This is a genomic window from Colwellia sp. BRX8-4 (assembly GCF_014077345.1).
GTDB lineage: Bacteria > Pseudomonadota > Gammaproteobacteria > Enterobacterales > Alteromonadaceae > Colwellia_A.
In genome coordinates, this window is record NZ_JACGVS010000013.1 from 37,377 (window position 1) to 51,416 (window position 14,040).

The window sequence follows — 14,040 nt, forward strand, 5'->3', positions numbered from 1 at the left end:
TCAACTGGCTTTTTATCAAGTACTTATATTTATAAGAAGTCTAAATTATTAATTAAGACTTGCGTTTTCTTGAAGAAGCTAAACCTAAAAGCCCAAGTCCCAAAATAGCAATTGATGCTGGCTCTGGCACTTTTGCTAAATTTGCCCACGTATAAATAGTTGTGTCTTGACCTTCTGGAGTCCAAAATCTATTATCAGGTACAAGTACTAGGCCTTCAGCATCAGTAGTTGCATATACACTTAACATGTAATCAATTCCAGATATAATTAATGGAATGCCTATAGGAAAACTTGCACCATCAATAGTATAGTCGAAACGATCATCACAGTAAGATACATGTGAATGTCCATCTCCGCCATCAATGCCATCTTCATCGTTATCGCCATCATTAACTAAATTATCACAATAACCTAAATTAAATTGGCCATTAGTGGTCTCAAGAAAATCAATATTGAACTGAGTTGGTACTGTAATCTGTATATCAGCAGGAGAACCGAAAAACATTCCTGTCATATTCAGTTGACCTGAAATAATAGCATTGGCTAAGTATACAGATAGACCACCATTCACTTCATTATTAAAGTGAGTTAAAGTTGACAATAAATAACCAGTATTTAAAAGGTCTATACTTTGAGCTGCCATATCGGTTAGTTCAAGAGAGCTTTGATCTACATTTACTGGCTCTCCCCAAGAAATAGTTGAAGTTGTAGCAGTGTCAACTATCGTAATTGGGTTTCCTGATCCATCGGTCGCTGTAGTGAATCCACCTGTACCTTCAATTGTCATAAATGATGCACTAGCTGTAAAACACATTGTTGATGCAATTAGACTAATTGATAATTTTTTCATTAAGTTCATTTTTACTATCCTTGATGTTATTAAATTCTATTATTAAGCTCTTAAAATATACAATGCACCTCCTGTGCCATGTTTATTTTTTTCTTTTTATACAATGGTTTGTTATTTTCTGTTTTTGCGGGTAGTTCATGATTGTAAAAATATCTGACAGTGTTTCAATGTCTATATATTGTCATAACCGATAAGACTAATATAATCTTGGTAATTTAAATGATAAACAGAATGAACTAGGATTAAGACGGTGAGAAAAATAACTGGCTTAGTCCTTTTTAGTATTTTTACATTTTAACGCTTTCGCCACGGCCAATAGCATAATAAGTAAAACCTCTTTTTTTCATTAAGCTTGGCTCAAATAAGTTCCTACCATCTATAAGCACCTTATTCTTAAGTTGTTGGGCTATCGTGTCAAAATCTGGCGCTTTGAATTGGCTCCATTCAGTACATATAACGAGTGCATCGGCATTTTTTAACGCGCTTTCTTTTGTACCGGCTAAGGTTAAATCATTACGTGTACCATAAATTCGTTGGCATTCTTCCATTGCTTCGGGATCATACGCTTGTACATTTGCATTAGCTTGCCATAGCGCTTCCATTAACTCTCTTGCAGGAGCTTCTCTCATATCATCGGTTTGTGGTTTGAATGACAAACCCCAAATGGCGATGTTTTTTCCAGCTAAGTCTCCAGAGAAGTGATTATGTAAATGTGTAAATAGCTTTTTCTTTTGATGGAAGTTTACCGACTCTACTGCTTCTAATAATACCGGTTTGTAATTTACTTTATTTGCGGTTTGAACTAAGGCTTGAACGTCCTTAGGGAAACAAGAGCCACCATAACCACATCCAGGATAAATAAATTGATAACCTATACGAGCGTCTGATCCTATACCGTGTCGAACTGCTTCTATATCTGCACCCAACAATTCTGCTAAGTTAGACATTTCATTCATGAAACTGATTTTGGTTGCTAGCATACAATTTGCAGCATACTTGGTTAATTCGGCAGAGCGAACATCCATAAATATGATACGTTCATGGTTACGATTGAAGGGTGCGTATAATTCCCTCATTGTTTCTTTTACTTCTTCGCTATCAGTTCCAATAACTATTCTGTCTGGTTTTTTACAGTCGCTTACAGCAGCGCCTTCTTTCAAAAACTCAGGGTTTGACACGACATTAAATTTAAGATCAGTATTTCTTGTTAATAGCACTGCCGTTATTTTAGCTGTTACTTTATCAGCAGTGCCAACAGGCACCGTTGACTTGTTAATAACTATTTTAGCGTCAGTCATATAAGTCGCAATTGTTTCAGCTACGGTTAATACGTATTTTAAATCAGCTGAACCGTCTTCATCGGGAGGTGTTCCTACGGCAATAAATTGTACATCGCCGTGTTCAACTCCTGCTTTTGCATCGGTAGTAAAGTTTAATAATCCACTTTTATAGGTTTCTTCTACTAGCGGTGTTAAGCCTGGCTCATAAATTGGAATTAAACCTTTTTTAAGGTTATCAACTTTAGCTTGGTCAATATCAACACAAACTACATCATGCCCTACGGACGCTAAAACGGCTGCTTGGACTAAGCCAACATAACCAATACCAAATACAGTGACTTTCATTATTTCCCTTTAATCTTATTTTTAAACGTTAAATTAGGCATTATTAACTACGCCTAATGTTTAGTTGTATTTTGAAACGATACCTACTTTACTTATCGTTATTCAATTAATAGTAATTGATTTTGACAATATTTAATTGTTTTATCTAGTCATAATAGAAACAAAATTATTTTTCTACAATTTTTTTGGCCATGTGAAACATTATCCTTGGCATTAAGCCTGCATTACCAAATGGTCGCCACGTTTTCTTGAATTTATTGCGATAAGCATCGAAATGAAGACCGTGGGGTGCAGCGATTATTTCACCACGATTCAGTAATATTTTAAGTGCATAAGTTTCAGCAATACCCGCGCAAAGGTTAACTGCCATAGGTGTAGAAGGGCCGCGTTTTTCTTTAAAGCTTACTTGGCTTTCATCTACTAGGTATGAGCGCTGTAACATGGCTGGAGATAAACCGATTAAAAATTGAATGAGTTGATCGTCTTCAGTTTGTTTGTCTTCAAAACGAAAATACTCTTCATAAGTCATTTTTCCAGGCAGAAAGCATAAGAAAGCAGCTCCCATTCCAAGAGGTGCAGCTGTAATTACTGGGATGTTTTTTTCATAACATTTTTTAAACACTGTTTTTCGAGCTTCCAAAGCAAAAAAATCTAATGCATCAACATATAAATCAATACCTTCTAGAAATTCATCTACATTATGCTCAAAAATACCTTCCGGAAAAGACTTTATCTGTGCTTCAGGGTTGATGTCGAGGGTCATTCGTTCCATTACATCAACTTTTTGTTCTCCTAAAGTTGACATGAAAGCGCCCGATTGACGATTAAAATTATGTACTTCAAAATCATCGAAATCAGAAATGTGAAAATTTCCAACACCCAGTCTGGCTAAAGTCAGAAGATGAACTCCGCCTACGCCACCAGCGCCAGCTATAGCTACGTTTTTCCCACGAAGAATTTGTTGCTCATCTTCAGTAACCCAACCAATGTTTCTAGAAAAAGCTTTTTCATAGTTAAACATTCTATATACCTTTAAAATTTGTAATTATGTGAATAGCCGAAGAAATTAAATTGTATCCAGTAAGTCATGTTACAAATATCCAACCTTATTATACTTTGTATATGTTGTAATGATTTATATTTCATATAAAAAGATGACTTAATGCTTTATTATCATATGTAAGTATTTAATCTAGCAAAAAGATACAGGAAGTTTAATGAAATTTTTAAAGTCGATAATATGTATAAGTGTTGTTATGGTTTTATCTGCATGTTCTGACACTGAGTCGGCACAAACATATATCGCTAAAGCAGAGAGTTCAATTTTAGCAAAGGAAAACAACACCGCAATTATTTCATTAAAAAATGCACTGAAAGTTGATGGTAAAAATGCACATGCTAGATTCTTATTAGGCCAGTTATATCTGAGCGCAGGAGATGCTGAAAATGCAGTAAAAGAGTTAGAACGTGCCAATACATTAAAATATGACCTCGATAAAGTTCTACCTTTATTAGCTCGAGCCTATATATTGACAGAATCTGATGACGATGTTTTAGCGCTTGAAATACACGAAAAGTCTTTATCAAAGCCAAATACTCAATACCTCGCCTATAAAACTTTAGCATCATTGAGGTCTGGGGAAAATGAGCTTGCCCAGGCAACAGTTGACGAGACACTTTCTCTTTTTCGCTCTGATGGTTACAGTCTGCTAGCGAATGCTTATTTAGCCTTTTCAACACAAAAAATTGAGCATGCAAGTGCACTTGTTAAGCGAATTTTAAACGCGACGCCAAACAACGCTGATGCACTTATGTTACAAGGTCAGATTGCGACGGTTGAAAATAACTATGCTTTAGCTGTTGATAGCTTTAAGCAATATCAAGTATTACAACCTAACTCAGGTAAAGTGCAATTTTTTATCGCTGATTCACTCATCAAAAATGGCCAATATGATGAGGCTGAAGCCATTGCTGATGTTATTTTAGCAAGAATTCCGACTCAACCTTTTTTACAATATATTAAGGCGATGGCACGCTTTGAAAATAAAGACTACAAAACGGCAAACGTTCTTGCTAATCAATCGTTAAGTTCAGGGTTTAATTCTTTTAGTTTGAAATTAGTTGCCGGGGCAAGTGCTTTTTATTTGCAAAACTATGAGCAAAGCCATCTTCATCTGAAAGATTTGATCTCATATTTACCCGCAGAGCATCCGGTCAAAAGAATGCTTGCGTTAAGTCAATTACAGTTAGGTTTGATTGATGATATTAGTGAAACACTAAATGGTTACGACTCAAATAATAAAGAAAACGCACAGTTTTTATCTACATTAAGCTATGAATTATTAGAAGTAGGGGCTTACGAAAAAGCACAAGAAATGGCTAATTATGCCTCTAGTGCAGAGGATATGACGGCTGAAGAAGTTGCAAGAGCCGGTATTTTAAAACTAATGATGAACGATCCTTCTGGCATTGAAAAATTAGAATTAGCTTTACAGCAAGACCCTGAATTGATTTCAGCAGAGCTTGCACTGGCCTTTGCTTCAATTCAGTCTGGAAACTTGGCTAGAGCTACTAAAATTGCAGACAAGTGGTTGGAGTTATACCCAAATAAAGCAGGGGGACATAATCTACAAGCGAGAATCTTATTCAAAAATAATAAATTTGAGGAAGGAAAGGCTGCATTAGAGAAAAGCCTAGCATTAGAGCCTAATAATGTGTACGCATTAACTGAAATTATAAAGTTGGCTGCTTATCAAAAAGATACCGAACAAGCTACGTTATTGACAGAGCAGGCACTTAAAGCACATCCGAATAATATTGAAGTACTTCGCCTATACTTTGAGTTTCACAAAAATGAAGAAGGCTTAGAGGTGATTGCTCAGGCTCAAAAAAGTAATGCCGATAATGTTAAACATGGAATGCTATTAGCCGAAGCTCTTATACAGTTAGATCAATTTAGGCAAGCTAGTACGATATTGAACGGTTATCAATTAAGTGGAAGAACCCCAAAACGTTATTGGCAGTTAGTACTTATGGCTAATGCTAAACAGCCAGATGCTAAAGATGTCTATTCAATTTTAGATAAGTGGTTTAAGAATAATCCTTATCATATTGAACCTGCCTTTTTATTAGCAAATTATTGGACGAGCAAAAAATTTCCTGACAGAGCATTGGGCGTATTAGATGAAGCCTCTAAAAAGCATCCTAACAATCTAATGATTAATTTGGTGAAAATGCAGGTTTTATTAGATAGTGGTGGAATAGCAGATGCGAAAGATTTGTTTAAATCATTAGAAAAATTTGATGTTAATGAAGATTTAAAAGCAGGAATAGAAGGTAGGATTTTCTTACTGGAAAGAAATTTTATTGATGCAATACCTAAACTTGAGCAGCAGTATAAGGCCAGGCCTACTAGTAATAATGCGACGTTTTTAGCTTTTGCTTTGGAAGGAAATAATCAAAAATCGCAAGCTATTGAGTTGTTAGAGCAGTTTTCTGATAAGGAAAACATAGAAAATAAAATTGATCCTCGCGTTAGCCTGAGTTTAGCAAATATGTATTTAGCTGAACATAAAGACAAAGCTATTATTGAATATGAACGACTTATTAAAGCTAGCCCGAAAAATATTGTGGCCTTAAATAATTTATCATGGCTGTATATGGAAGACAAAAAGCATTCGCAGGCCCTGAAATATTCGAAACAAGCCTATGCTATTAATCCGACAATACCGAATGTCGTTGATACTTTCGCTCAGGTCTTATTAAAGTTAGATAATAAAGTCGAAGCATTAGCAAAAGCAAAAGAAGCTTATGATTTGTCTAAAGGGAAAGATACTGATATTGCTTTAAACTATGTAGAAACGTTATTAGCAAATAATAATAGAGTAGAAGCCCAACGTATATTGAGCGAAATAACGGTGGTATCAGCGGAGCAAATAGAGAAAAAAAGGAAATTGTCTGAATAGTTGAAGGTTTGTTGTATTAGTAGCGAAAAGAGAAAAAGTACATTTTATTTTCGCTACTTTTACCAGTATTTTCTATGATGTTATTATGAAAAGTAGATATTCGAAATAGTTAATTAAAACTGACTACGGATATCTTTTTGTATTTCTTTATACAAGCTCTTAAAGCCACTTGTTAGGTTTTCTAAAAATATTTCAGCATTAATATAATAGGGAGCGCGTAAGCCATGATATTCAATGGGCTCACCAATTTGTACAAATTTAATGCCAACAAACTTCATACTACGGGCTAAACGTGGCTCCATCATTACATAAGCATGTTTTATACCTGTATCGATAGCTAAAGTGCCAGCAACCATATATAACCCAATCGCAATAAATGGGAAGCAGCGCAGTTCTGATTCAGAATATGAACTTTCACTAATGGCACCAATGGCAGAACCCTTAAAACGATCTGATTTACGACGTCTGAAGTCAGCTTTTACGGCCAAGCGAGAAATCTCACCAATTTCTTCACGTTTGAATCTTTTAGGATCGTAGTCTTTGTTTTGAATCGCGTCATAACAAAACTTTTCAATCGGTAACAATTCATCTTCATTACTTGAGCGAACTATACGTACGCAACTGGTGTAATTATTGGTTGGTTTGTGCTGAATTAGAGCGAAAATAGAGTGAGAATCAAAATCATCCATTTCCATGCCATCGTCTTTTTGATTTTCGAAGGCTAATTCTTCACAATAAACATTATGACGAATTTTAAATACTTCGTTACGTAGGCTATTAGTAGAGGCGTATTGTGGCTTGAGAAACTTGGTAAAATGCTCAGCAATATTTCCGGCATCATGATTGACCTTAAACGACGCCACTTTTTTTGCGACATCGCCAATGATAGGGGAATTTAATATTAACTTGCTTAGACTCATTTTCTCATCCATTTGTCTTCATGTTATTTCGTGATAGAAGTCATTGCGTCACGAGACATACTATTAATATAACCTAATACCAGAGAAATATTACTATTAACTGTTAAAAAATTTATTTTTTTCCCAGTTTTATCGGTAATACTTCCTCTGCTGTTTTAAAGCCAATATCAAATAAGCTTTGTTTTTGTTCTGTTGTCATGGAAAAGTCAACGGCAGAGTAATTGCCAATATTAACTACTACGGTATTGTGCCAGAAGGCTTCATTAATATATTCGCGCGAGATCGTGGTCATAAAGGTACGAATAAGCAGGGTTACGTACTTATAAATTGGGAAAAAACCTTTTATATTAATTTCGTTATTTTCATGCTCACCCTTAAGGCGAAAACATAATACCGGTGTCCCGTCTTTTGCCCAGTCTCTATGTAGGGCGTCTTCAGATAAAATACTGCCGTCAACCATGACATGTTCGCCAAAAGTCTTGAAACTAAATATTAAGGGAATAGACATCGAGAATCGTACCGCCAGCGATACTTTTACATCAGGGGTGAGCTCTTTGTTGAAAATAACGGGGGTACCTTTAGCGACATCTGTGGCAACAATATGTAAGTTATATTCAAGCTCGGCAAATGTTTTTCCACCGAGTAGGCCATCCATCCATTGTTCAAAACGGTCACCTGAACTTAAACCGCCGTTGCGAATTAATTTTAATAATGAAAATTCTCGGAACTTGTTATAGTTAGTATTTAAAGCGATATCTTTAATTTCCGCTGGGCTTAAGCCAGCTGCAAATAAGCTGCTAACAATACTGCCACCCGAAACCCCTACTAAGTGATTGAAGTCGATGTCATAAGCTTGTAGCGCATGTAAGATGCCAACATGTGCCGGCAGTCGTGTGCCGCCACCAGCGAAGATAGGAACTACTGTTTTTTTTGTCATATTGTTGAACGACCTTAAGAAATAGCTGCCTACAGAGATATAACATATTGTTATAATTATTTTAATTATGAGTAATCATAGCTGTTTTTGCGAGTAAAACGCAGTAAACTTATTGACGATAAATAATATTTATAATGAATGGAGGGTTTAAGATGCGTTATTTGAAAATAATATTAAGTGTTTATTTAATTTTTTATACCAGCTCAGTACTGGCCGATTTAGCGGATACCGTTGAAAAAATAAAACCGTCAGTAGTGGGTATTGGTGTTCATACGCCATCGGGCCGTCAGCAAAATAGTTTGAATGGAAGTGGCTTTGTTATCGGTAATGGCCGCTATGTGGTCACCAACTTTCACGTTTTACCCAAAGAACTTGATGAAAATACTCTTCAACAGATGGCGGTGTTTACTGGCTCTGGGAAAGCGGCGAAAGTGCGAACCGCTGATATTGTTGCTAGTTCGCAGTTGCACGATATCGCCGTACTAAAAATCCATGGCGCGCCACTGCCCGCGATGCAACTTGCAAATAAAGAATTTAGTCGAGAGGGTAGCTATGTTGCATTTACAGGCTTTCCTATTGGCGCTGTTTTAGGCCTATACCCTGTGACCCACCGCGGTATTATTGCCAGTATTACACCAACGATAATCCCGGTGGATAATGCTCAGCAAATAAGTATTAAAATGTTGAAGATGTTACGTAATCCTTATTTAGTTTATCAACTTGATGCTACCGCTTACCCTGGCAATAGTGGCAGTGCTTTATATGATGTTGATTCAGGAAAAGTGATTGGTATTATTAATAAGGTTTTTGTGCAGGAGTCAAAGGAAGCGGTTATTACTAATCCTAGTGGCATAACATACGCGATTCCGGTTAAATATTTATTAGCCTTACTAAAAAAAGATAACATTGATTATCTCGGTTCTAATCAGTAATTTTTAGTCTTCAGTTATGACGGTCAGGTCTTGCAGGATTTTGGGTGAGTCTATTAAGGATGAAACGGGCACTAAGTCAATATCAAGGGCTGCAAGTAACGGTATTAAACGATTGAGTGCAGCGATCGTTTCAGGGTGAGGGTGCGCAATAGCCACCACTGATTTATATTGCTGGGCGTGCTCAATAAGCTGCATAAATTGTTGATCAATATAGTCAGTAGTTAATTCGTTATCTAAAAATATTTGTCGGTGGGTTGTTGGAACGCCTACCTGAAGGGCAATATGTTCTGCTTTGGTTTTGTTGGTAGTAACACTGTCGACAAAAATTAAATCTCGTTCTTTTAAAAAGCGCATGGTCCACATCATTGGATTATAAAGTTTGGTTAGTTTACTCCCCATATGGTTATTGATACCAATAGCAAAAGGTATTTCAGCGAAAGCAAGTGCTAACTGATGGCGGATTGACTCTTCATTCATTTTAACGGTTAGTGCGCCAGGTCCTAGCTTTTTACCATTTTCTGCTTCCATTGGAATATGCAAAATAATTTCGTTATTTTTATGATAGCCTTCTAAAGCCAGTCTTTTACCATAAGGCGTATGGGGGAGAATAGCGAAGGTTATTGCGCCGGGTAAGGTAAGCACGGCAGCATCACTTTTTCGGTAACCAATATCGTCAATAATAATGGCAACTTGTGCGTTTTTAGCTGTTGCTAAAGGCGTTATACTTAGTAACGTCAATAAAATAATTAGTTGTGGGAATAAAGGCAAAAGAACTCTTAATTTGGAAAACATCATTATTAACCGAGATTATCAGTAGAAAAAGTTAAAATCGAGGAGAAGTTAACTTTTTATCTTCATGTAAACCAAGCTTTAGGGTTAACTGCCTGACCATCGCTGGGTATTTCGAAATAATTACAGCGGATTGACTGTTTTATTAGCAGAAAAAATAAGACTCAGTAGGCGCTATATTTTTACTTTATTTAAACCAAGCTTTAGGGTTTACTGCCTGAACATTGCTGCGTATTTCAAAATAATTACAGCGGATTGACTGTTTTATTAGCAGAAAAAATAAGACTCAGTAGGCGCTATATTTTTACTTTATTTAAACCAAGCTTTAGGGTTTACTGCTTGGCCATCGCTGCGTATTTCAAAATATAATCCAGATTGACTCTGCCCACCACTTTGTCCAACAAGCGCTATCGGTTCACCGGTTTCTACCCGGTCTCCTACTGACTTTAATAACGCTTGGTTATAGCCATATAGGCTCATATAGCCGGCGCCATGATCTAACACTGTGACTAAACCATAACCTTTTAACCAATCTGAAAACAATACCGTACCGTTATGAATGGCTTTAACTTGTTTACCAACAGGAGCGGCTAACAAAATACCTTTCCATTTTAAGTAACCTTGTTTACGAGAGCCAAAACTATGGCTAATTTTGCCTTTAACCGGCCAAGAAAGTTTTCTTTTTAATTTTTTTAGGCCAATTAACTCTGCACTTTGCTGTGCTAATGCTGCGATTCGTTGTAATGCCACCACTAAGTTTTGTTCTTCTGCCACTAATTGAGCTAAAAGCTGTTTGCTACCAAGCAGTTCTTTATTTAATGCGCGAATGGTGTTTTTTCGTTCTTGCTTAGTGTTTTGAAATACGACTTTTTGTTCGGCTTGTTGTTGTTTTATAAGATTTAACTTTTTGGCTTGCTCTTGGTGTTGTGTCGTTACGGCGAGCAAATCACTTAAGACAATCTGAAATTGGTCAATTTCTTTGATGCGAGCATCGTTCAAATATTTATAATAGGTAACGGTACGTTCTACGCTAGCAGGGCTTTGCTGGTTAAGTAATAATTTAATATAGTCGTGATGTCCCGATGTATAAGCGGCTCTTAATTGTTGGGCTAACACTTTTTCTTGTTGCTGTTTCTTGTGCGTTAAGGTTATTTTTTCTTGCGCGAGTTCTTTTAATGTTTGCTGAGTATCTTCAAAATCATCTTGGGTTTTAATCATCGCCTTTACTATTTTAGCGATTGAAATATCGTCATTTCTTAATTGATTTTCTAAAGATGAGCGTTTATTACTCGTTTGTTTAATCGATTTTTCTTGCTCAACTATTTGCTGCTGAACTTTCGACAATGCTTGATTGGTTTTATTGGTCGTATCACCATTATCCGACGACTGTTCAGTGGCGTTCACCGACATCAATACGCAGCTAAGGCTGAATATTGATGCAAATAAAGATATTTTTTTCACGGTAAATTTCATTTTAATAATAATTTTCTTAGATAAACTTCATTAACGAATGACCGGTCATTTGCTTGGGTTGCTCTATATCCATCAGCTGTAATATTGTTGGCGCAATATCACTCAATGCGCCATTTTCTGCTGGTTGAGCGGGGCGGCCAATATAAATTAGCGGCACAGGTTCACAGGTATGCGCTGTGTGTGCTTGTCCTGAATTGTTATCAACCATTTGTTCAGCATTGCCATGGTCAGCGGTAATTAAACACTCACCACCCACTTTTTCTAAGGCGGCAACAACACGGCCAATACTGCTATCAACCGCTTCACAAGCGGCTACGGCGGCATCAAACTTTCCAGTATGACCCACCATATCACCATTTGGATAATTACAAACGATAAAGTCGTGATCACCGCTTTCAATGGCGGCGACTAATTTATCAGTGAGTAACGCTGAATTCATTTCTGGCTGCAAGTCGTAGGTGGCAACTTGTGGAGAAGGTACTAAAATACGCTGTTCGCCAACAAACTCACTTTCTTTACCACCGCTAAAGAAGAAAGTAACGTGCGCATATTTTTCTGTTTCTGAAATACGTAATTGTGTTTTATTGTTTTTCTCTAACCATTCACCCAGTACGTTCTCAAGTGCTACTTTAGGAAAAGCGATATTGGCTTTTATGTCACCGGCATATTCGGTGAGCATGACAAAGTCAGCAATAGCAGGACACTTCTTACGCTTAAAGCCAGAAAAGTCTTGTTCAGTAAAGCAGCGAGTAAATTGACGGGCACGGTCAGCTCTAAAATTCATAAAAATTAAGGAGTCACCATCATCAATTTCTATGGCTTGGTTGTTCTCGTCTACAATCGCTGAAGCGGCAACAAACTCGTCATTTTCATCACGGGCATAAGCGGCGGCTAATGCCTCAGTTGCGCTTGAATATTTATACTGCGCTTCACCACTAACCATTAAGTTGTAAGCTAATTCGACACGATCCCAACGTTGGTCACGGTCCATGGCATAATAACGACCAATTACCGAAGCTATCTGGCCACAGCCTAGCTGTTGGAATTTTTCTTGTGCTTTAATCAATGACGCTTCTGCGCTGCGAGGTGGTGTATCACGACCGTCTAGAAAAGCGTGTAAGTAAATTTTACGAGCACCTTTTTCTTTAGCGAGTTCGAGCATTGAAAAAATATGATCTTCATGGCTATGAACGCCACCTGGTGATAATAAGCCAAAAATATGTACGGCTTTATCATTTTTAACGGCTTGGTCAACCGCATCATTAAGTGCTTTGTTGCTGTTAAATTCTTTATCTTTTATCGATTTGGTAATACGAGTGAAGTCTTGATAAACAATACGACCAGCGCCTAAATTAACGTGGCCCACTTCTGAGTTGCCCATTTGTCCGTCAGGTAAACCTACTGCCATGCCTGAGGTGCCAATTAACATATGTGGATAGCGAGCATTTAAATCGTCGAGTACCGGCGTTCTAGCATGAAAAATAGCATTAGATTCTGTAGATTCTCGGTATCCCCAACCATCTAAAATCAGTAATACGGTAGGTTTTTTATTTGGCATTTTAGTTTCCATAACGGTGAAATTAGCTAATTATTCACCAGTATACCAAGGCAAATCAAGAATTGCTTGTGTGGTATTAGACAAAATATTTCAAATGAATTGTGTGCTTTTATTCGTTATCAATCGGTTGTATCAACAAAAAAAACCTTTTCATTGATTTAATCGCTTATCACGTAAAGTTCTTTTTGGGTTTGCTTGGTAATTCTGTATACTATCGTCAACTTTTTATTCAACCAATATTTATTATTTTTATGGATCAATTAATTATTTTTGCTGGTAATCATCCAGCACTAAGCGCTGCTTGGGCAGTTATTGTCGTTCTTATTATTGTGACGACTATTCGTATTCAAATGTCTCCTATTAAGCAAATATCTACACAGGAACTTACTTTTTTAGTAAACCGTGAAGAAGGTGTAGTAGTTGATATTCGTACCGAAAAAGAATTTAAAGCGAGTCGTATCATAGATTCGAAAAATTTAGTGAAAGAGAAAGTATCAAATAATGATTTTGCTACCCTTGAAAACTATAAAGATAAACCCATCATAGTTGTATGTACCGCAGGAATTACTGCTACCCCGGTTGCTAATCAATTACTTAAAGCAGGCTTTACTAAAGTAAGTTTGTTAAAGGGTGGTATGAATTCTTGGGTTAATGCCGGTTTACCACTGGTTAAAAAATAATAGCTAATAACTAATAAAGGTTTGATATGACAGTTGATATTTATACTAAAGTAACTTGTTTTTACTGTATGCGAGCAAAAGCTTTACTCGAAGAGAAACAAGTAAGCTTTAATGAAATTAAAATCGACAATAATGCAGAATTGCGCAATGCCATGATCAAGCGTAGTGGCGGTGTAACTGTGCCACAAATCTTTATTGGTGATCATTATGTCGGGGGCTGCGATGAACTATTCGCACTTCACGCCGCTAATAAATTAGATGAACTTTTAGCAAAAGATTAAAAGTCATCATTATATAAAATAATAAATACA

The 14,040-nt window shown here is 36.7% G+C and carries 12 protein-coding genes; 4 read left to right on the top strand and 8 right to left on the bottom strand.

The window, feature by feature from the left end; genetic code table 11:
* Positions 1-52: 52 nt before the first annotated feature.
* The 3 genes from H4J56_RS12025 to H4J56_RS12035 all read right to left on the bottom strand — a co-directional run bounded on the left by H4J56_RS12025 (position 53) and on the right by H4J56_RS12035 (position 3,496).
* A complete protein-coding gene (locus H4J56_RS12025) occupies positions 53-859 on the bottom strand; it encodes a THxN family PEP-CTERM protein (RefSeq protein WP_182259390.1) in 807 nt (268 codons plus the stop codon).
* Between the two features lie 278 nt (positions 860-1,137).
* Positions 1,138-2,475, bottom strand: coding sequence for a UDP-glucose/GDP-mannose dehydrogenase family protein (locus H4J56_RS12030; RefSeq protein WP_182259391.1), 1,338 nt, complete (start codon positions 2,473-2,475; stop codon positions 1,138-1,140).
* A 166-nt stretch (positions 2,476-2,641) separates the two neighbouring features.
* Entirely contained in the window at positions 2,642-3,496 is an 855-nt protein-coding gene (locus tag H4J56_RS12035) for a ThiF family adenylyltransferase (protein WP_182259392.1), read from the bottom strand.
* A 196-nt stretch (positions 3,497-3,692) separates the two neighbouring features.
* Between H4J56_RS12035 and prsT the strand changes: the two genes are divergently transcribed.
* Positions 3,693-6,440 carry an XrtA/PEP-CTERM system TPR-repeat protein PrsT gene (gene prsT, locus H4J56_RS12040; RefSeq protein ID WP_182259393.1) on the top strand — a complete coding sequence of 916 codons (2,748 nt, stop codon included), beginning with the start codon at positions 3,693-3,695 and terminating at the stop codon, positions 6,438-6,440.
* A gap of 113 nt (positions 6,441-6,553) precedes the next feature.
* Here the strand turns inward: prsT and H4J56_RS12045 are convergent, their stop codons facing one another.
* Both H4J56_RS12045 and H4J56_RS12050 read right to left on the bottom strand, forming a co-directional pair.
* Complete coding sequence (locus H4J56_RS12045) at positions 6,554-7,360, bottom strand: PEP-CTERM/exosortase system-associated acyltransferase (protein WP_182216028.1); 807 nt, start codon at positions 7,358-7,360, stop codon at positions 6,554-6,556.
* Positions 7,361-7,472: 112 nt separating this feature from the next.
* The gene (locus H4J56_RS12050; RefSeq protein WP_182259394.1) at positions 7,473-8,297 is read right to left on the bottom strand and encodes a patatin-like phospholipase family protein; all 825 of its coding nucleotides are present in this window, start codon (positions 8,295-8,297) and stop codon (positions 7,473-7,475) included.
* A gap of 152 nt (positions 8,298-8,449) precedes the next feature.
* On the opposite strand from H4J56_RS12050, the gene H4J56_RS12055 reads away from it, so the two are divergent.
* The gene (locus tag H4J56_RS12055; RefSeq protein ID WP_182259395.1) at positions 8,450-9,229 is read left to right on the top strand and encodes a serine protease; all 780 of its coding nucleotides are present in this window, start codon (positions 8,450-8,452) and stop codon (positions 9,227-9,229) included.
* A 3-nt stretch (positions 9,230-9,232) separates the two neighbouring features.
* Here the strand turns inward: H4J56_RS12055 and H4J56_RS12060 are convergent, their stop codons facing one another.
* From H4J56_RS12060 to gpmI, 3 genes are all read right to left on the bottom strand, one after another.
* Positions 9,233-9,997, bottom strand: a complete 765-nt coding sequence (locus tag H4J56_RS12060) for a divergent polysaccharide deacetylase family protein (protein ID WP_259364996.1) — start codon at positions 9,995-9,997, stop codon at positions 9,233-9,235.
* 330 nt (positions 9,998-10,327) lie between these two features.
* A complete protein-coding gene (locus H4J56_RS12065; protein ID WP_182259396.1) occupies positions 10,328-11,479 on the bottom strand; it encodes a peptidoglycan DD-metalloendopeptidase family protein in 1,152 nt (383 codons plus the stop codon).
* A 28-nt stretch (positions 11,480-11,507) separates the two neighbouring features.
* Positions 11,508-13,049: a 2,3-bisphosphoglycerate-independent phosphoglycerate mutase gene (gpmI, locus tag H4J56_RS12070; protein ID WP_182259397.1), complete on the bottom strand. Its 1,542-nt coding sequence runs from the start codon at positions 13,047-13,049 to the stop codon at positions 11,508-11,510.
* A gap of 185 nt (positions 13,050-13,234) precedes the next feature.
* On the opposite strand from gpmI, the gene H4J56_RS12075 reads away from it, so the two are divergent.
* The gene (locus H4J56_RS12075; RefSeq protein WP_404842641.1) at positions 13,235-13,729 is read left to right on the top strand and encodes a rhodanese-like domain-containing protein; all 495 of its coding nucleotides are present in this window, start codon (positions 13,235-13,237) and stop codon (positions 13,727-13,729) included.
* Positions 13,730-13,755: 26 nt separating this feature from the next.
* Positions 13,756-14,010 carry a glutaredoxin 3 gene (gene grxC, locus H4J56_RS12080; protein ID WP_182216038.1) on the top strand — a complete coding sequence of 85 codons (255 nt, stop codon included), beginning with the start codon at positions 13,756-13,758 and terminating at the stop codon, positions 14,008-14,010.
* Positions 14,011-14,040 lie beyond the last annotated feature (30 nt).

Excerpts from the sequence above, each read along its gene's own strand:
- H4J56_RS12025 (WP_182259390.1), bottom strand. The coding sequence starts at position 859 with ATGAACTTAATGAAAAAATTATCAATTAGTCTAATTGCATCAACAATG.
- H4J56_RS12030 (WP_182259391.1), bottom strand. The coding sequence starts at position 2,475 with ATGAAAGTCACTGTATTTGGTATTGGTTATGTTGGCTTAGTCCAAGCA.
- H4J56_RS12035 (WP_182259392.1), bottom strand. The coding sequence starts at position 3,496 with ATGTTTAACTATGAAAAAGCTTTTTCTAGAAACATTGGTTGGGTTACT.
- prsT (WP_182259393.1), top strand. The coding sequence starts at position 3,693 with ATGAAATTTTTAAAGTCGATAATATGTATAAGTGTTGTTATGGTTTTA.
- H4J56_RS12045 (WP_182216028.1), bottom strand. The coding sequence starts at position 7,360 with ATGAGTCTAAGCAAGTTAATATTAAATTCCCCTATCATTGGCGATGTC.
- H4J56_RS12050 (WP_182259394.1), bottom strand. The coding sequence starts at position 8,297 with ATGACAAAAAAAACAGTAGTTCCTATCTTCGCTGGTGGCGGCACACGA.
- H4J56_RS12055 (WP_182259395.1), top strand. The coding sequence starts at position 8,450 with ATGCGTTATTTGAAAATAATATTAAGTGTTTATTTAATTTTTTATACC.
- gpmI (WP_182259397.1), bottom strand. The coding sequence starts at position 13,049 with ATGCCAAATAAAAAACCTACCGTATTACTGATTTTAGATGGTTGGGGA.
- grxC (WP_182216038.1), top strand. The coding sequence starts at position 13,756 with ATGACAGTTGATATTTATACTAAAGTAACTTGTTTTTACTGTATGCGA.